14 protein-coding genes and 1 pseudogene are annotated in these 16,635 nt (G+C 61.7%); 6 read left to right on the top strand and 9 right to left on the bottom strand.

All coding sequences use genetic code 11. The features are described 5' to 3' along the window. The 3 genes and pseudogenes from M0814_RS19770 to M0814_RS19760 form a co-directional block, all read right to left on the bottom strand. Window positions 1-1,196, bottom strand: a pseudogene (locus tag M0814_RS19770) (hypothetical protein); the annotation flags it as partial. A gap of 218 nt (window positions 1,197-1,414) precedes the next feature. Next, on the bottom strand, window positions 1,415-1,810 hold the full coding sequence (locus tag M0814_RS19765; protein ID WP_103483884.1) for a YbaN family protein: 396 nt from the start codon (window positions 1,808-1,810) through the stop codon (window positions 1,415-1,417). A 10-nt stretch (window positions 1,811-1,820) separates the two neighbouring features. Continuing rightward, window positions 1,821-2,408 (bottom strand): YecA family protein, encoded by a 588-nt coding sequence (locus tag M0814_RS19760; protein ID WP_103483885.1) that lies wholly within the window; start codon window positions 2,406-2,408, stop codon window positions 1,821-1,823. Window positions 2,409-2,804: 396 nt separating this feature from the next. Here M0814_RS19760 and recQ point away from each other — a divergent pair, with 396 nt between their 5' ends. The 3 genes from recQ to M0814_RS19745 all read left to right on the top strand — a co-directional run bounded on the left by recQ (window position 2,805) and on the right by M0814_RS19745 (window position 7,396). Next, window positions 2,805-4,934 carry a DNA helicase RecQ gene (gene recQ, locus M0814_RS19755; protein ID WP_103483886.1) on the top strand — a complete coding sequence of 710 codons (2,130 nt, stop codon included), beginning with the start codon at window positions 2,805-2,807 and terminating at the stop codon, window positions 4,932-4,934. A gap of 133 nt (window positions 4,935-5,067) precedes the next feature. Beyond that, complete coding sequence (locus M0814_RS19750; protein WP_027613988.1) at window positions 5,068-5,502, top strand: MarR family transcriptional regulator; 435 nt, start codon at window positions 5,068-5,070, stop codon at window positions 5,500-5,502. 127 nt (window positions 5,503-5,629) lie between these two features. After that, window positions 5,630-7,396: a FimV/HubP family polar landmark protein gene (locus M0814_RS19745; protein WP_103483931.1), complete on the top strand. Its 1,767-nt coding sequence runs from the start codon at window positions 5,630-5,632 to the stop codon at window positions 7,394-7,396. A 141-nt stretch (window positions 7,397-7,537) separates the two neighbouring features. On the opposite strand, the gene M0814_RS19740 is transcribed toward M0814_RS19745, so the two are convergent. Then, window positions 7,538-9,727 carry a patatin-like phospholipase family protein gene (locus tag M0814_RS19740; RefSeq protein WP_103483887.1) on the bottom strand — a complete coding sequence of 730 codons (2,190 nt, stop codon included), beginning with the start codon at window positions 9,725-9,727 and terminating at the stop codon, window positions 7,538-7,540. Between the two features lie 71 nt (window positions 9,728-9,798). On the opposite strand from M0814_RS19740, the gene M0814_RS19735 reads away from it, so the two are divergent. After that, the gene (locus M0814_RS19735; RefSeq protein WP_003222744.1) at window positions 9,799-10,086 is read left to right on the top strand and encodes a SelT/SelW/SelH family protein; all 288 of its coding nucleotides are present in this window, start codon (window positions 9,799-9,801) and stop codon (window positions 10,084-10,086) included. Here M0814_RS19735 and M0814_RS19730 read toward each other — a convergent pair. Together M0814_RS19730 and M0814_RS19725 are read right to left on the bottom strand one after the other, a co-directional pair. Continuing rightward, complete coding sequence (locus M0814_RS19730) at window positions 10,080-10,973, bottom strand: DMT family transporter (RefSeq protein ID WP_003222746.1); 894 nt, start codon at window positions 10,971-10,973, stop codon at window positions 10,080-10,082. The genes M0814_RS19735 and M0814_RS19730 overlap by 7 nt on opposite strands. Before the next feature lie 171 nt (window positions 10,974-11,144). Further along, window positions 11,145-11,909, bottom strand: coding sequence for an AraC family transcriptional regulator (locus M0814_RS19725; protein ID WP_003222747.1), 765 nt, complete (start codon window positions 11,907-11,909; stop codon window positions 11,145-11,147). A 136-nt stretch (window positions 11,910-12,045) separates the two neighbouring features. Between M0814_RS19725 and M0814_RS19720 the strand changes: the two genes are divergently transcribed. Further along, the gene (locus M0814_RS19720) at window positions 12,046-12,861 is read left to right on the top strand and encodes a UDP-2,3-diacylglucosamine diphosphatase (RefSeq protein ID WP_003222748.1); all 816 of its coding nucleotides are present in this window, start codon (window positions 12,046-12,048) and stop codon (window positions 12,859-12,861) included. 112 nt (window positions 12,862-12,973) lie between these two features. Here the strand turns inward: M0814_RS19720 and M0814_RS19715 are convergent, their stop codons facing one another. Together M0814_RS19715 and M0814_RS19710 are read right to left on the bottom strand one after the other, a co-directional pair. Continuing rightward, window positions 12,974-13,564 (bottom strand): HD domain-containing protein, encoded by a 591-nt coding sequence (locus M0814_RS19715; protein WP_103483888.1) that lies wholly within the window; start codon window positions 13,562-13,564, stop codon window positions 12,974-12,976. Between the two features lie 26 nt (window positions 13,565-13,590). After that, complete coding sequence (locus tag M0814_RS19710; protein ID WP_003222750.1) at window positions 13,591-13,902, bottom strand: DUF962 domain-containing protein; 312 nt, start codon at window positions 13,900-13,902, stop codon at window positions 13,591-13,593. A 164-nt stretch (window positions 13,903-14,066) separates the two neighbouring features. Here M0814_RS19710 and M0814_RS19705 point away from each other — a divergent pair, with 164 nt between their 5' ends. Beyond that, on the top strand, window positions 14,067-15,122 hold the full coding sequence (locus M0814_RS19705) for an AraC family transcriptional regulator (protein ID WP_218565921.1): 1,056 nt from the start codon (window positions 14,067-14,069) through the stop codon (window positions 15,120-15,122). On the opposite strand, the gene M0814_RS19700 is transcribed toward M0814_RS19705, so the two are convergent. Next, the gene (locus tag M0814_RS19700; RefSeq protein ID WP_003222752.1) at window positions 15,079-16,533 is read right to left on the bottom strand and encodes a TrkH family potassium uptake protein; all 1,455 of its coding nucleotides are present in this window, start codon (window positions 16,531-16,533) and stop codon (window positions 15,079-15,081) included. The genes M0814_RS19705 and M0814_RS19700 overlap by 44 nt on opposite strands. Window positions 16,534-16,635: the final 102 nt, after the last annotated feature.

The following is a 16,635-nucleotide window of genomic DNA, read 5'->3' as shown; positions in this document are numbered from 1 at the left end:
CCAGGGTCGATGAAGTCTCCCACGGCCTCCTTGACCGTCGGTGCGGCCAGGCGGTGGGCTACGCCTTCGAAATCTACAAACTGCCCTTTGGAGAGTGGAAGATTGCTGCCGTTGCGTACCAGGTGATAAGAGAACGTGACCTGGGTATTGACCAGTTTGCGCACGTCGGCAATGGGCAGCTTGAAATGGTAGTTATGCGGGATATTGTCGACGATCTGGGTCGGGGCAGGGACTTTGACCTCTTCGCCATCCACGGTGGTGCCGAACATGGTCAAGTGGATGATGTCATTAAGCTGGAAGCCTGACCGGGCGGCCGTGACTTCGACCGTAATGTCGTTGTTGCCCTGTTTATCGACGTCGAGCTTATTGTTGAAAGCCTCCTGAACGATAGGCGCGTCCAGCCGGTCGATGCCGACAGTGACGACGATGCGGGTTTCCTTGCACCAGTCTTCCGATTCATTTTCGACCTTGTCGCGCACCTTGAAGGTGACCGCCAGACCGGAGATGCCGGTGTCACCGACGCGCTCAATGATGGCTTTGGTGATTCGGATCAGAATCGGGTTGGCCACCGGATCGTCGATCTGCGCCTGGGTCACCGGTGTGGACTCCACAAGGGTGCCACCCCAGTAGAGACGGATGACGTCGTCCACTGCGATGTCGGGGTAAGGCAGGCCGCTGCCGGACTCGGACCTGATGACAATCGGCACTCCCGCTTCGGCAACGTCTTTGTCCACACCGCCGTTGACGATTTCCGGGGGAATGTACATGTACAGGTTGGAGTGACCGGGGCCCGGGTTGATGTCCTGGCCACCGGGGAGCTCCAGTTTGACGAAGAGGTCGAGGGGCTTGTCCGGACGCTCTTCTTTTTGATTGGGCTGTTTGATTTCGTAGGTGAGCTCGTAAGAACCGGTCTGCAGATGACGGGGTGCCACCCACAACACTGTGGGCTGGTCGAGTTCGCTCTTATTGGTGATGGGACGCCCGTCGACCTCACGGCCATCGAGCAGCAGCTTGACGGTGTCGCCGATATCCTTGCGGGCCCAGACGGGGATGACAACAAGCAGGCCGAGGTCGGGAAAGGTGAACAGCGCCGCCCGGTTGATCCCCCACTGGCCGGAAGGCAGGAGGCGCCCGGGCACTATCGGGTCCAGCAGTGAATGGGGGGCAGAGATTTTTTTCTTGGGCTGAACGAGCATGGTCGGAACTCCGTGCGAACTGTCGGGGGACAAAAGGCGTGGAGTTATTCAGCGCTGAAGATGACGGCTCTGGCTACTGTCAGAAATTACAGGTACGAGGCTTTTTCGGATGAGCGGTCATTGGTTGGACACTTGAGTGCCGGAATCGCAACCCAGGATTTAGACAGGCTGATGCCTTGTATCGGGGATGAAAGTGGACGTAGCGGGAGGGGCGGTGTTCAGGGTTTATCCAGGGTCTTCTGCCGCAGGATGTACACGGTCACCAGCACCGCACTGGTCAACATGAACCCCCGCGCCCACGGCAGTGGCACCAGGTAACACGAGAACAGAATGCTCGCCCACATCAGGCCGATCGCGTAGACCTTGCCCTTGAGCGGGATGCCGTTGCCATCGAGGTAGTCGCGGATCCATGGCCCGAGCCGTGGGTGTTCGACCAGCCATTGATAGAAGCGTGGAGAGCTGCGCGCGAAGCAGGCTGCTGCGAGCAGAAGAAAGGGGGTGGTGGGCAGGACCGGCAGGAAAATCCCGATCACCCCCAATGCCACGCTGAGCCAGCCGATGGCCAGCAGGATGTAGCGCAACATCAGGGGGCGGTTGCCTATGGGGTTGTCCATAGGCTGGATCTTAGTGGTGACGAGGCTTGAGGATCGCCGGTTTTTCGTCCGGGGCCTGGCACAGCAGGTACAGCGCGGTCAGGGCTTCCGGGATCTGCACGATCATGTCGTCCATCAGGTTGGCGTCCTTGGCGATGTCTTCGAACTCGGGCTGTTCGTCGAACAGGCCCGAACCGACCATGATCGGCAGGAGCATTTCGCTGACTTCTTCTTCAGCGGTCTCGAACCAGGCCGCTTCGCGCAGGAACACGCCTTCCATGAAACCTATGCACCAGCCGCGCAGTTCGGAGTCGTCCGGCTCGTCGCCCAGGTCCAGATCGCACGGCAACTCGAATTCTTCGTCGGACGCCAGTTGGCGGGCGATGTGTGCCTTGAGGCCGATCAGCGTGGCTTCGATCTCTTCGCGCTGGGCCTCGCTGCTGTAATGCGGCTCTTCGGCGAACAGGGCGTCGATCCACTCGCGCTCCGGCACTTCTTCTGCACAGATCGACAGGGCGGTCAGGTAACCGTGGGCGGCCACGTAATCCAGCGCCTCTTCGTGCAGCTCGTCGGCGTCGAGAAAGACTTGCAGGCGGGTTAGTTGCTCAGCGAAGGACATTACGGGGCTACCTTGGGGGAATAAACAATGCGGGAATTCTAGGCCTTCTTGAGCGCTCAAGCCAGCCGCACGGCAGATTTGCCGCAATTACAGGCAACACGAATATCCCTGTGGGAGCGGGCTTGCTCGCGAATACGGCGTATCAGACACTTTTGCATCGACTGGCACGCCGCCTTCGCGAGCAAGCCCGCTCCCACAGGGTTTTCGTGTTGGCGGCTAGCGGAGTCTTATCAGCGGCACCCCTCGCCGGGGAGGGCTCGGGTATACTGCCGCGTTTTGCGCTCCCTGCGCGTATTGCGGCTGCCTTTGCAATGCGCTCTTACGTTTTGTTTAAGCAGCTGTGGCTGTCCTGAACCAGCCTGTGCAGGGATGTTTCGGTAGATTTTTGGAGTTTTTATGCTCGAACAGGCTCAACGCGTCCTCAAGGACATCTTCGGCTACGACAGTTTCCGTGGCCGTCAGGGTGCAATCATTGAGCGCGTGGCCAGCGGCGGTGATGCGCTGGTGCTGATGCCTACCGGTGGCGGCAAATCCCTGTGCTTCCAGGTTCCGGCGCTGCTGCGCGAAGGCCTGGCGGTGGTGGTCTCGCCGTTGATCGCCTTGATGGACGATCAGGTCGCCACCCTCGAAGAGCTGGGCGTGGCCGCCGCCGCGCTGAACTCCACGCTGAGCGCCGAACAGCAGCGTGATCTGGCGGCCCGCATCAAGCGCGGTGAAGTGAAAATGCTCTATCTGGCGCCGGAGCGTCTGGTGCAGCCGCGCATGCTGTCTTTCCTGCAAGGGCTGAACATTGCGCTGTTTGCCATCGACGAGGCGCATTGCGTATCGCAATGGGGGCATGACTTCCGCCCGGAATACCTGCAACTGGGTCAGTTGGCGGAAATGTTCCCTGACGTCCCGCGCATCGCCCTGACGGCCACGGCTGACAAGCGCACCCGCGAAGAAATCGTCGAGCGCCTGCACCTGCAGAACGCCGAGCGCTTCCTGTCGAGTTTCGACCGGCCGAACATCTTCTACCGCATCGTGCCCAAAGAGCAGCCGCGCAAGCAGTTGCTGGCGTTCCTTGCCGAACGCCGCAGCGATGCCGGCATCGTCTATTGCCTGTCGCGCAAGAAGGTCGAGGAAGTTGCCGCGTTCCTCAGCGAGCAGGGCTTCCCGGCGCTGCCGTATCACGCCGGTCTGCCGAATGATCTGCGCGCCTACCACCAGAAACGCTTCCTCAACGAGGAAGGCCTGATCATGGTCGCCACCGTGGCGTTCGGCATGGGCATCGACAAGCCCAACGTGCGTTTCGTTGCGCACCTCGATCTGCCGAAATCCCTTGAAGCCTATTACCAGGAAACCGGGCGCGGCGGTCGTGATGGCCTGCCGGCGGACGCGTGGATGGCCTACGGTCTGCAAGACGTGGTGATGCTCAAGCAGATGCTGCAGAACTCCGAAGGCGATGAGCGCCACAAGCGTCTGGAGCAGCACAAGCTCGACGCCATGCTCTCGCTCTGCGAAGAAACCCGCTGCCGGCGGCAGACCCTGCTCGCGTACTTCGACGAGGACATGCCCGAGCCGTGCGGCCACTGCGACAACTGCGTCGACGGCGTGCAGACCTGGGACGCCACCGAGCCGGCGCGTCAGGCACTGTCGGCGATCTATCGCACCGGTCAGCGCTATGGCGTCGGCCATCTGGTCGACGTGCTGCTGGGCAAGGATAACGAAAAGGTCCGCAGCTTCGGCCATCAGCACCTGTCGGTGTACGGCGTCGGCAAGGCGCTGAGCGAGAGCGAATGGCGCTCGCTGTTCCGGCAACTGGTGGCCCGTGGTCTGGCCGACGTCGATCACGAGGGCTATGGCGGTTTGCGCCTGAGCGACACCTGCCGGCCGTTGCTCAAGGGCGAGGTGACGCTGGAACTGCGCCGCGACCTCAAACCGCAGGTCACCGCCAAGACCGCCAGCAAGAGCCCGGCCAGCCAACTGGTGCGTGGCGAAGAGCGCGAACAGTGGGAAGCCCTGCGTGCGCTGCGACGCAAACTCGCCGAGGAGCATGGCGTGCCGCCGTACGTCATCTTCCCCGACTCGACCCTGCTGGAAATGCTCCGTAGCCAGCCGACCTCGCTGGCCGACATGGCGCGGGTCAGCGGCGTTGGTGCGCGCAAGCTGGAACGTTACGGCGAGGCTTTCCTCGAAGTGCTTGGCGGCGAGGCCGAAGCGCCGAAAGTGGTGGCCGACGTGCGCCACGAACTGATCACCCTGGCCCGCGCCGGCATGACCCCGATGCAGATCGCCGGGCAGTTGCAGTGCTCCGAGAAAAACGTCTACACGATGCTCGCCGAGGCCATCGGCAAACAGCAACTGTCGCTGGAGCAGGCGCTGGACTTGCCTGAAGAACTGATGGGCGAAGTGCAGGACGCGTTCCTCGACGGCGAGGGCGAGTTGCCGTCGGTCGCCGAGATCGCCGAGCTGTTCGCCGGTCGGGTTCCGGAAGGCGTTCTTTACTGCGTAAGGGCTGCGTTGCAATCCGAGTTCGAAATGTAAGAGGGCGTTTGCGCCAACCGTCAGGCAGTTGTAACGATTCAGTACAGGTCGGCTCTTGCCTATAGCCAAATGTCATGCTTAGCTGACTAATAATTAGTTTTTCTCTATTTGTCAGTCTACTCATGAGTGTTTTATGCCGTTAACCGATCAACACCGCTTTGGCATGCAACTGGCCCAGATGTCCCGTGGCTGGCGTGCCGAACTGGATCGCCGGCTGGCCGGTCTGGGCTTGTCCCAGGCACGCTGGCTGGTGCTGCTGCATCTGGCGCGTTTTGAAGACGCGCCGACCCAACGCGAGCTGGCGCAAAGCGTCGGCGTCGAAGGCCCGACCCTCGCGCGCTTGCTCGACAGCCTGGAAAGCCAGGGCCTGGTGCAACGCCAGTCCGTGATGGAAGACCGCCGGGCGAAAAAAATCGTTCTCTGCGCTCCGGCGCTGCCGCTGATCGAACAAATCGAAACCATTGCCACGCAGCTGCGCCACGAATTGTTCGAAGGCGTCGACGAGGCGGATCTGAAGGTGTGCATGCGGGTTCACGGGCACATTCTGGGCAACCTGGAAAAATCTTGAGGCATAACTGCACAGAGGTTTTTTGAGGGATCGCGCTGAGCAGACTATAAGAACTACTGGGCAATATCGTGTTCGTACCGGATGTGCGAACGCATAGAAACCGGTTTTGCTTATTTAAGGGATGCTCATGCTCGCAAGTCGGCACGTTGTACTGCGCGGTGGCGCCAGATGGCTGCTGGTCGCTGGTGTATTCAGCTATTCGACCTGGTCGATGGCGCTGGGGTTGGGGGACATCACTGTCCACTCGGCCCTCAATCAGCCGCTCAAGGCCGACATCGCCCTGGTGGATGCCGCTGGCCTCAGTGCCAGCGACCTCTCGGCCAGTCTGGCCACGGCGGATGAATTCGGTCGGGCCGGGGTCGAGCGGGTGTTCTTCCTCAATGACCTCAGGTTCACCCCGATCCTGCATGGCAATCGCCAGATGATCCGGGTGACCTCGCGCAAACCGGTCAATGAACCCTTTCTGAATTTTCTGGTGCAGCTCAATCAGCCCAATGGTCGTTTGTTGCGCGAGTACACGGTACTGATCGATCCGCCCGGATCGCCGAGTATCGTGCCGGCCACGGACGAGCCCGATCCACGTCCGCAATCTTCTGAATTCCCCACCGTCGAACCTGCCACGGCGGCGCCCCAGGCTGCTCAAGGCAAGCGCGAGGCGGCACCTTCAGCGCCAACTCCCGCAGCGGCGGCGGCGCCAGCCAACGATGCCGTGGCCGAGCAATTGGCGGCCAGCGTGTTGCTCAATCAGCAGTTGCAAAAGTCCGTCGAGGAACTCAACGCAAAACTGCAGGCGCAGGATATCCAGCTAGCCGACGGCAAAAAGCAGATCAGTGATCTGCAAACGCGTTTGAGCGAACTGCAACAGCCCCCGGCACCGGCTGTCACGCCGCCAACACCTGCGCCGGTCACCACCGCGCCTGAAGCTGCCGACGATGGCCTCAACTGGCCGTTGCTCGGTGGCTTGCTGGTGCTGCTGGGGCTGTTGGGCGGTGGATTTTTCGTACGCCGTCGCCGTCAAGTGGCGGGGGGAGTGACGCCACTGGCGGCTCTGCCGGCCGCTCAGCCCATCGACCCTGAAGACCCGCCAACCGCGCAATCGGCGAGCATCAACATAGCCACCTCACACCGTGAGGAACCGGTGGCGGGCGATGTGCTGGAAGCGGTGGGGATTTACCTGGCCTACGGGCGCTTGAGCGAGGCCGTCGGGCTGTTGCGCAATGCCATGGACAAGGAACCGGAGCGCACCGAGCTGGGAGTGCAATTGCTCGAAGTGTTGGGGCGGCAGGGCGACAGCGCGGCTTATGCACAGCAGGAAAGCCGCCTGCGTGATGCCGGGGTGGATCCTCAGCAATTGGTCGTGATCCGTGACCGACATCCGAAATTGCACAGCGCTGCACCGATAGCGCCGGTGTTGCCGATTGTCGCGGCTGCCGCAGCGGTTGCTCCTGCGCCAGAGGATGATTTCGAATTGAATCTGGGTGAATTGTCGATGGCGTCCAGTTGGGATCTTGAGGACAGTCGTTCGGCACCTGAGCCGCCGGCAGATCTGTCTGCATCGGATTCCGGTCTCGAGGTGCTGCCAGCGGACTTCGAGTTGCCCGAAACAGTGACCGGCGAGGAGGCGGAGCTGGAATGGATCCCTGAGCCAGACGCGCAGCCGCTGGATGATGACTTTCTCAATGCGTTCGGTGATCCACCGTCCTCTCTGGCGCTGGAGCCGCTGACGTTGCTGGAGCCTGAACCCGCAGCCGGGTCGGGGAAACTCGAACAGGCGCAGACCTGTATTGATGACGGCGATATCGACAGCGCCATTACCTTGCTCAATGAGTTGCTCAAGGAAGGGGACGAGCCCCTAAAGCAAACCGCCAGAACCTTGTTGGCGGGGATTCGCTGATCTGAGTGTCATTGGCTGATGCGGTGCCCGTCCTGACGCCTTCGCGAGCAAGCCCGCTCCCACAATGGAACGCATTCCAACCGTGGGAGCGAGCTTGCTCGCGAAGGCGTCAGGGCAGGCAATATCAATCCACCTGAGCACTCAAAACGTCTGCCCCAGATTCAGATAAACCGCCTGCTCATTCGCATCATTCAAACCATACGTGAAGTTCAACGGCCCCAACGGCGTATCGAAGCCTATGAACACACTGGCGGCATTGATGTAGCCACTGTCGAATTCATTGTCGTTGTTCCACGCCCGGCCACGTTCCAGCGAAGCCCCGGCGTACAGCGGGAAATCCAGTGGCAGGTAAGCGCGCGGCGTCAGTCGGCGGTAATACACCGCGCGCATCAGGCTGACGTTTTGCCCGGAAATCGAATCCTCACGGAAACCCGACAACTGCCGCGCACCGCCGAGTAGAAAGCTCGATGTCACCACGTTGGCGTCGTCCAGCGTTCGGCCATAGCGCCCGCCGAGAATCAGCGTATCCGGGCCATGGCTCATGGCTTTGTCCAGCTTGAACTCCCATTGCCGGTAGCGCGTGTCCGAGCCCAGACCCGGTTCGAATTGCATCAGGGTCAGGCTGACGTCCTTGCCCTCATGGGGGAAGTAGACGTTGTCGAGTGAGTCGAACGAGTACTTCAGCGAGTAGAAACCTTCGGTGAAGTTTTCGCTTGGCAGGTCCTGATCGCCGATTCGCACGTCGGCCTTGCCCCAGGCCTCGCCGACGCCGAAACGGATTTCGCCGTTGTTGCCGATCTGCCGGCCGAAGTTGAGGCCGAAACCATAGCGCTCCACGCGGTATTGGGCGATCGGATCGTTGTCGAGTACCGAGTCGACGTTTTGTGCTTCGAACGCAGCATACGGTGCGACGAAGTAGCGCGAGCCGACATCCAGCGGCTGGTAGAACTCGGTATACAGTTCCTGTTTGTCGCCGATCTGCGCCCGGGTCAGCCATTCCGCGCCGAGGCGATTGATGCCGTTGATGCGGTAACTGGCGCCGAGGTTGAAGGCGCTGTCGCCGCGCATGTCGTCCGACAGGTTCAGGCCGACTCGCAGGTAGTCGGTGCCGCTGCGTTTGCCCCGGGCGCTGATCACCAGGGTGTGATCCTGGCCCTTGTGCACCACGCGATACTGCACCTGTTCGAAGTAATCGAGGCCGTACAGCGTGCCCATGTCCGAGTGCAGTCGGCCCAGATCCAGTGGCTCGCCGATCGGCTGGCGGATGTAATAGCGGATCACCTCGTCGCCGACTTTCGAATCATTTTCTACCCTGATCGCGGTGATGATGGGCGTGCGCTGCCCCGGGGCGCGGGCGGCATTCAGTTCGGCGTCCTGGGATTCGTGAGGTTTGAGCTGAGCGAGGCGAGCGTCGAGAATCCGCGTGGCGCGGTAACCGGCGTCGATCATCTCCTGAGCCTTGCCGAAGTCGGTCACGCCGAATGCCGCCAGCGCCGGCTGGATCAGCACGTCGGTGGGCTTGAGGGCGGCCAGTTGCTCTTCGGAGTTGCGCCGGGTCATCAGGGTGATCGACTGGTTCAGCACGTCGACCACAGTGGTCAGTTGTTTGCGGTTGCGCAGCGGGGTGCCGATGTCGACCACGATCGCCACGTCGACGCCCATCTCCCGCGCCACGTCGAGCGGGATGTTGTCGGTCATGCCGCCGTCCACCAGCAGCCGCCCGTCCAGTTCCACCGGGGCGAACACTGCCGGAATCGACATGCTGGCGCGGATCACCTGCGGCAAATGACCTTTGCGGAACACCACTTTTTCACCACTGGCGATGTCGGTGGCCACGGCGCGGAACGGGATCGGCAGCTTGTCGAAATCGCGGGTGTCACTGGTATGCGCCAACAGGCTTTCCAGCAGCAGCGCCAGGTTCTGGCCCTGAATCACCCCCAACGGCAGGCCGAGGCTGCCGTCATCGCGAAAGCTCAGTTTCTGCTTCACCAGAAAATCACGGTCATCCTGCTTGCGGCGAAACGGTACGTCTTCTCGTGGCGGGGCGTCGGACAGTGCCTGCTGCCAGTCGATGTTCAGCGCGAGTTTTTCCAGCTCATCGATCTTGTAGCCCGAGGCGTACAGGCCGCCGACCACGGCGCCCATGCTGGTGCCGGCAATTGCATCGATCTTGATGCCTTGTTCCTCAAGGGCCTTGAGCACGCCGATGTGCGCCAGGCCACGGGCGGCGCCACCGGACAGCACCAGGCCGACTTTGGGGCGGGGCGCTTCGGTGGCATTTACAAACAAGGGCAGAAAGCCAAGCAAGAGGCAGAACAGCAAACGGCGCATGGTGAGTCTCGGGGCAAGCGATAAAGCCGGCTATTATAGCGGCGCCCTCTGTCTCAGGAGTTTCAGCGAACATGCGCGTCGCCAAAGCGGAAATCGTCATCACATATTGCACCCAATGCCAGTGGCTGCTGCGCGCCGCGTGGCTGGCGCAGGAGTTGCTCAGCACCTTCGGCGACGACCTCGGCAAGGTCTCGCTGGTGCCGGGCACCGGCGGGGTGTTTCACATCAGCTGCGACGACGTGCAGATCTGGGAGCGCAAGGCCGATGGCGGTTTTCCCGAGGCCAAGGTACTCAAGCAGCGAGTCCGCGATCAGATCGACCCCGAGCGCGACCTCGGCCACAACGACCGCACTCAGTGAGACGCGGCTTCGGCAGCGACGGTTTTCTTGTCGGCGCTGCCTGACATCCGCGCCGAGACCACAATGGCGACGATGATCAGCGCGCCGCCGATCAGCATGCGCACGGTCGGGTTTTCATCGAACAGCAACCAGGCGATGGTGATGCCGTAAACCGGCTCCATGGCGAATACCACCGCGGCGGTGCGCGCCTTGATCACCGCGAGGCTGGCGACGAACAGGCTGTGGGCGACGCCGGTGCAGAACACCCCGAGCAGGCCGATCCACAGCCAGTCCAGGGCGCGCACTTCGCTCAGTTGCGGCGCAGCCACCGGCAGCAGACACAGCGCGACCACCACGTTCTGGCACAGCGCGGCCTGCACCGCCGGGATGCGTCCGGAGCTGGCGCGGTTGGTCAGCGAGAGCAGGGCGAACAGCAGACCCGACAGCACCGCCCAGAGCAGTCCGGTGGTGGCGCCGCTGGCCAGATCGAACGCCGGGGTCACCAGCACCAGACCGACGCTGACCAGCACCACCAGCACGATTTCATTGGCGCGGATGCGTTCGCGGAAAATCAGCCCTTCGAGAATCACCGTGAACGCCGGGAAACTGGCAAAGCCCAGCGTCGCAATCGCCACACCGGCGACCTTCACCGCGATGAAAAAACTCACCCAGTGCCCGGCCAGCAACACACCGCTGAGCACCAGGCGCCGCCAGTCGACCGCCTGCAGTTTCTGCCAGCCGTTCTGGCTGGCGAAACGGGCGAAAAAGGCCAGGGCGAGCACGGCAAATGCAGCGCGTCCGAAGACGATCACCGCCGGCGAGGCAGCCGCGAGTTTGCCGAACACGCCGGTCAGGCCGAACATCAGAGCGCCGATATGCAGGGCGCCGAGGGCGGTACGCGGAGTCATTGCAATCCTTCTTGAGTCTGTCGATACAACGCGATCACTGTAGGAGCTGCCGAAGGCTGCGATCTTTTGATCTTAATCCTTCAAAGCAAGATCAAAAGATCGCAGCCTGCGGCAGCTCCTACAGGTGAATGCACATTGAAACGTGTTGCGACGCAGAAGTCTGTCGGCGAACTAGCGTTTTTTGTCGCAGGAGTCGCGGCGCAACTGCCCCGGTGAAGCGCCAAACTCGCGCAGCACCGCCGCCGCGAAGGCGCTCTGCGAACTGTAGCCGACCCGGCTGGCAATCTCGCCGATGGGCAGCGCCGTCTCGCGCAGCAGGCAGATCGCCTTGTGCAACCGCCGGCTGCGAATGTAGTCCATCGGCGTCTGCCCGCATTCGGCCATGAAGCGCGCGTGCAACCGGGCGCTGGACAACCCGGCGATCTGCGCCAGATCGGCCACTTGCAGCGGGTAGGCGGCGTATTGCTCGATGTGCGCATCCAGCGCCGCGTAGGGCAGGCGCCGCGCCGAGAGTTCGGCGGGTCTGGCGTGATTCAGGCTGGCGAGCAGCAACACCGCGCCTTGCTGGGCGATCAGCGGATCAGTGACCGGGCTGTTCGCCAGCCAGTTGACCAGTTGGCTTTGCCCCGCATCCAGTGACAACCGCGCAGGCTGGTCGAGCAAGCGCTGACTGGCGTCGGCATGCTCGCCCAGCGATTCGTTCAGCCATTGTCCGTCGGGCACGTCCAGCACCAGACAACGACTGCCATCGGGGCTGCCGCAGGCGTGATGCGCGCCGCCGGGGATGACCACGAAACTCTGTTGGCGCACCTGGCTGCCCTGACCCTCGACTTCGAAATCCAGCGCGCCGGACAAACCGAACACCAGTTGGGCGTGTTCGTGGCTGTGGACGATCAGGTCGCGAGTGTACTGGCGCAGGGTGAGGATCGGGCGCATGGCAGAGGTCTCCGAAGTGAGCGCCAGTCTACACCGGGGCAAGGGGCTTGCGCGCTGTCACACGACTGACGCCTGCCTGTCATGGTCGATTCACCCGGCGGGCGCAAGCTGGCGAAAATATCGCAGAGGGTTGCCCATGACCAGCGCCGAGCTCGCCAAACCCAGCCGCAAACAACGGGTGCGTACCCTGTGGATTTCCGACGTGCACCTGGGCACGCGGGATTGCCAGGCCGAGCACCTGTCGCAATTTCTCAAGGGCTACCACGCCGACAAGATCTACCTGGTCGGTGACATCATCGACGGCTGGAAACTGCGTGGCGGCATGTACTGGCCGCAGGCGCACACCAACGTGATCCGCCGCCTGCTGACCATGAGTAAGCGCGGCACCGAGGTGATCTACGTCACCGGCAACCACGACGAATTCCTGCGCCGTTATTCGAAGCTGATCCTCGGCAACATCCAGTTGGTCGACGAGGCGGTGCATGTCACGGCGGATGGCCGGCATCTGCTGGTGATCCATGGCGATCAGTTCGACGTGATCACCCGTTATCACCGCTGGCTGGCCTTTCTCGGCGACTCGGCCTACGAATTCACCCTGACCCTCAACCGCTGGCTCAACCACTGGCGTGCCCGTTATGGCTACGGCTACTGGTCGTTGTCGGCGTACCTCAAGCACAAGGTGAAGACCGCGGTGAGTTTCATCAGCGACTTCGAAGAAGCCATCGCCCACGAATGCGTGAAACGGGAATTGCACGGCGTAGTGTGCGGGCACATCCACCATGCCGAGATCCGCAAGGTGGGGGAGGTGGATTACCTCAATTGCGGCGATTGGGTGGAATCGTGCACGGCGTTGATCGAGCACTGGGACGGCTCGATCGAGCTGTATCGACTGGCGGATGCGCAAGCGCGGGAGGCGCAGCTCAAGGCGGCCAAGGTTGCCGAGATCGCCTAGACCCCAGATATCTCCTGTGGGAGGGGGCCTGCTCCCGAATGCGGTATATCAGTAAGTACATGTTTATCTGGCACACCGCTTTCGGGAGCAAGCCCCCTCCCACATTTTGATCTTAGGCGGGGGCGTGTTCTTCCATCGCCGCCTTGTAGATCGAGTGCTTGGGCTGCGCAAACAGCCGCTCCATCATCGGTTCGAAGAAGCTCAGCGGCAGGGTTTCATACGCCGGATCGAATGCCGCCGCATCGTACCTGGCGCAGAATTCCGCCGTCGCCTGATACTGCGGATGCGCGGCGAACTGCTCGCGCAAATGCCGATCCATGCCCAGGTGATGAAAGAAGTAATAACCCTGAAAGATACCGTGCTTCTCGACTATCCACAGATTCTCGGCACTGACGAACGGTTTGAGAATCGCCGCGGCGATGTCCGGGTGGTTGTAGGAACCGAGGGTGTCACCAATGTCATGCAGCAGCGCACAGACCACGTATTCCTCGTCGCGGCCATCGCGATAGGCGCGGGTCGCCGTTTGCAGGGAGTGGGTCAGGCGATCCACCGGGAAGCCACCGAAGTCACCTTCCAGCAACTTCAGGTGTGCGACGATCCGCGACGGCAATTGCCGGGCGTAGGCACTGAAATCGGCGGCGATGATTGCCCAGTCTTCCTGGGTGCCGTCCTGCATGTGGGTGAAGCGGGCATTGGCGTTCATCGGCAAGCCTCCGGGGGTGTCGGGATTCAGAACGCCACGCGACCAAGGATCATGTCGCGGTACATGACGAAGTCGCCCAGCAGGCTGTACAACGGATGCTGGAAAGTCGCCGGGCGGTTCTTTTCAAAGAAGAAGTGGCCGACCCAGGCAAAGCTGTAACCGGCCAGCGGCAGGGCCAGCAACAGCAACCAGGCACCTTTGGCGATGGTCATGGCCAGGATGAAAATCACCAGCGTGGTGCCGATGAAGTGCAATCGTCGGCAGGTACTGTTGGCGTGTTCGCTGAGGTAATACGGATAGAACTCGGCGAAAGTGTTGAATTGCTTGATGTTTTCCACGACTGCGATCTCTGTGGTTATTGTTCTGATGGCAACTTGTTCGGCGGGTAGCTTATTTGAGTCTAGAGTGAACACTGGTATCAGCCAGTGACAATGGGCGCCACTTTAGTATCCTTCGCAAATCGGGTCGTAACATGCGATCCATCATGTAAAAGAATAACGCCATGAGCGAACGAACGACTTCTGCAAGCTGGGCGATGGGGATTGTCAAAGCATTGGAGATGGACGGCCTGGATTGCCGGCTACTGTTCAAGCAACTGGGGCTCGATTACGCCGCCCTGGACGATCCCGATGCGCGCTTTACGCAAGACTCCATGACCCGACTCTGGCAACGGGCGGTCGAGCTGTCGGGCAACCCGGCGATCGGCCTGAACATGGGCAAGGTGGTGCGCCCGGCCTCGTTCCATGTCGCCGGTTATGCGCTGATGTCGAGCAACACCCTGGCCGAAGGCTTTCAGCGTCTGGTGCGTTATCAGCGGATCATCGCCGAAAGCGCCGACCTGAGTTTTCGCCTGCTCGAAGAAGGCTATGCGCTGATTCTGACGGTGCATGGCGATCACCTGCCGCCGACCCGCCAGAGCGCCGAAGCCTCGCTGGCCTGTGCGCTGGGCCTGTGCGGCTGGTTGACCGGGCGCACCCTGCACCCGGTCAAAATGCTGTTCCAGGGCGACGAGCCCGCGGACCTGCAACCCTACAAACAAGCCTTCCATGCCCCGCTGATGTTCAACGCGCCTTACGATGCGTTGATTTTCGAACGGGCCGACATGGAAGCGCCGCTGCCCACCGCTAACGAAGCCATGGCGCTGTTGCACGACCGGTTTGCCGGGGAGTATCTGGCGCGCTTTTCCGAAAGCCGCGTGACCCACAAGGCGCGCCAGGTGCTCTGCCGGTTGCTGCCTCAGGGCGAACCCAAGCGCGATACGGTGGCGCAGACCCTGCACCTGTCGCAGCGCACCCTGCAGCGGCGCTTGCAGGAGGAGGGCACGAGTTTTCAGCAATTGCTCGATGACACCCGTCGCGAACTGGCCGAACAATATTTGGCACAGCCAGGCATGACCCTGCTGGAGATTGCTTATCTGCTGGGGTTTGCCGACCCGAGTAACTTCTTCCGCGCGTTCCGTCGCTGGTTCGATACCACGCCCGGCGATTACCGGGCGCGGCTGTTGCAGGCGCCGATCAGTGACGCCAAAAGGCCGGAATACACAGCACAAACACCGTAATGATCTCCAGTCGGCCGAGCAGCATGCCGAACGACAGGATCCACTTGGCCGCATCCGGCAGCGTCGAGAAGTTGCCCGCCGGGCCAATGGTCTCGCCCAGCCCCGGGCCGACGCCGGATACGGTGCTGGCAGCGCCGGTCAGTGCGGTCATCCAGTCGACGCCGAGCAGCGACAGCAGCAGGGCGATCACGCAGATGGTGATGGCGAAGAAGAACGAAAAGGTCAGGATCGAACGCACAATTTCTTCGTCGAGTCGGTGACCGTTGTACTTCTGCTTGATCACCGCGCGCGGGTGGATCAACTGGTTAAGGTTGGCCTTGAGCAGGATGTAGGCGACCTGAAAACGAAAAATCTTGATCCCTCCCGCCGTCGAGCCGGAGCAGCCGCCGACAAAGCCCAGATAGAAAAACAGCATCAGCGAGAAATTGCCCCACAGGCTGTAGTCGCCGAGGGCGAAGCCGGTGGTGGTGACGACCGAAGTCACGTTCAGTGCCACATGCCGCAGCGCGTCCAGCCAATGCAGGTCGGTGGTCCACCAGTACCAGGTGCCGAGTACCAGCCAGGTCACCAGCAACATACCGAGCAGCCCCTGTACCTGCTGATCCTTGATCAGTGCCCGACGGTTGCCGCGCATGGTCGCCACGTACAGCGTGAACGGCAGGCTGCCGAGAATCATCACCACCACCGCGACCCAGTGCACCGCCGGTTGCGTCCACTTCGCCAGGGACTGGTCGGAGGTCGAGAAACCGCCGGTGGAAATCGCCGACATCGCATGATTGATCGCATCGAACGGGCTCATCCCGGCCCACCAGAACGCCAGGCTGCCGAGGATGGTGATGCCGACGTACGCCGCCACGATCAGGCGCGCCACCATGTGCGAGCGCGGCATGACCTTTTCCGAACGGTCGGACGATTCGGTCTGGAACAGGCGCATGCCACCGATACGCAGCAACGGCAGAATCGCCACCGCCATGCCGATGAAGCCGATGCCGCCGAGCCAGTGCAGCAGCGAGCGCCACATCAGAATTCCCGGAGACATGGTGTCCAGACCGCTGAGCACGGTCGAGCCGGTGGCGGTGATGCCGGACATGCTTTCAAAGAATGAGTCGGTGTAGCTGATGTGCTGGGTCAGCAAAAACGGCAGCGCGGCGAAAATGCACACCACCAGCCAGCTGCTGACGGTCAGCAGGTACATGTCGCGCGGGCGCAGATGAATGTGTTCGGGGCGACCGGGGATCACCAGCGCAAGGCCGGCGACGAAGGTGATCATGCTCGCCCAGAGGAACGACGGCAGATCGCCGGTGCGCTCGAAAATCACCAGGGTGGCCATGGGCACGACCATGGCGATGGCCAGGGTGATCAGGAAGATGCCGATGATGAAACCAATGATCCGTAAGGTCGGCAACGCCATGAAGTCCGCTCGGGCTGATGTAGGAAGGGCGCCATTCTACCCGTGGGGCAGGGCATGTAAACCGGCACCCTGTTGCCGGATACCGCTAGAATAGCCGCACAT

This window comes from Pseudomonas sp. MWU12-2020 (assembly GCF_023100605.1).
Taxonomy (GTDB): domain Bacteria; phylum Pseudomonadota; class Gammaproteobacteria; order Pseudomonadales; family Pseudomonadaceae; genus Aquipseudomonas; species Aquipseudomonas fluorescens_H.
This window is presented reverse-complemented; position numbering and strand designations above follow the sequence as displayed.

What these genes read in the sequence shown, in the direction of transcription:
- M0814_RS19725 (WP_003222747.1), bottom strand. Translation starts at nt 11,909, where the DNA reads ATGCGCCCGATCCTCACCCTGCGCCAGTACACTCGCGACCTGATCGTC.
- M0814_RS19735 (WP_003222744.1), top strand. Translation starts at nt 9,799, where the DNA reads ATGCGCGTCGCCAAAGCGGAAATCGTCATCACATATTGCACCCAATGC.
- M0814_RS19760 (WP_103483885.1), bottom strand. Translation starts at nt 2,408, where the DNA reads ATGTCCTTCGCTGAGCAACTAACCCGCCTGCAAGTCTTTCTCGACGCC.
- M0814_RS19740 (WP_103483887.1), bottom strand. Translation starts at nt 9,727, where the DNA reads ATGCGCCGTTTGCTGTTCTGCCTCTTGCTTGGCTTTCTGCCCTTGTTT.
- M0814_RS19730 (WP_003222746.1), bottom strand. Translation starts at nt 10,973, where the DNA reads ATGACTCCGCGTACCGCCCTCGGCGCCCTGCATATCGGCGCTCTGATG.
- M0814_RS19720 (WP_003222748.1), top strand. Translation starts at nt 12,046, where the DNA reads ATGACCAGCGCCGAGCTCGCCAAACCCAGCCGCAAACAACGGGTGCGT.
- M0814_RS19715 (WP_103483888.1), bottom strand. Translation starts at nt 13,564, where the DNA reads ATGAACGCCAATGCCCGCTTCACCCACATGCAGGACGGCACCCAGGAA.
- M0814_RS19705 (WP_218565921.1), top strand. Translation starts at nt 14,067, where the DNA reads ATGAGCGAACGAACGACTTCTGCAAGCTGGGCGATGGGGATTGTCAAA.
- recQ (WP_103483886.1), top strand. Translation starts at nt 2,805, where the DNA reads ATGCTCGAACAGGCTCAACGCGTCCTCAAGGACATCTTCGGCTACGAC.
- M0814_RS19700 (WP_003222752.1), bottom strand. Translation starts at nt 16,533, where the DNA reads ATGGCGTTGCCGACCTTACGGATCATTGGTTTCATCATCGGCATCTTC.
- M0814_RS19745 (WP_103483931.1), top strand. Translation starts at nt 5,630, where the DNA reads ATGCTCGCAAGTCGGCACGTTGTACTGCGCGGTGGCGCCAGATGGCTG.
- M0814_RS19750 (WP_027613988.1), top strand. Translation starts at nt 5,068, where the DNA reads ATGCCGTTAACCGATCAACACCGCTTTGGCATGCAACTGGCCCAGATG.
- M0814_RS19765 (WP_103483884.1), bottom strand. Translation starts at nt 1,810, where the DNA reads ATGGACAACCCCATAGGCAACCGCCCCCTGATGTTGCGCTACATCCTG.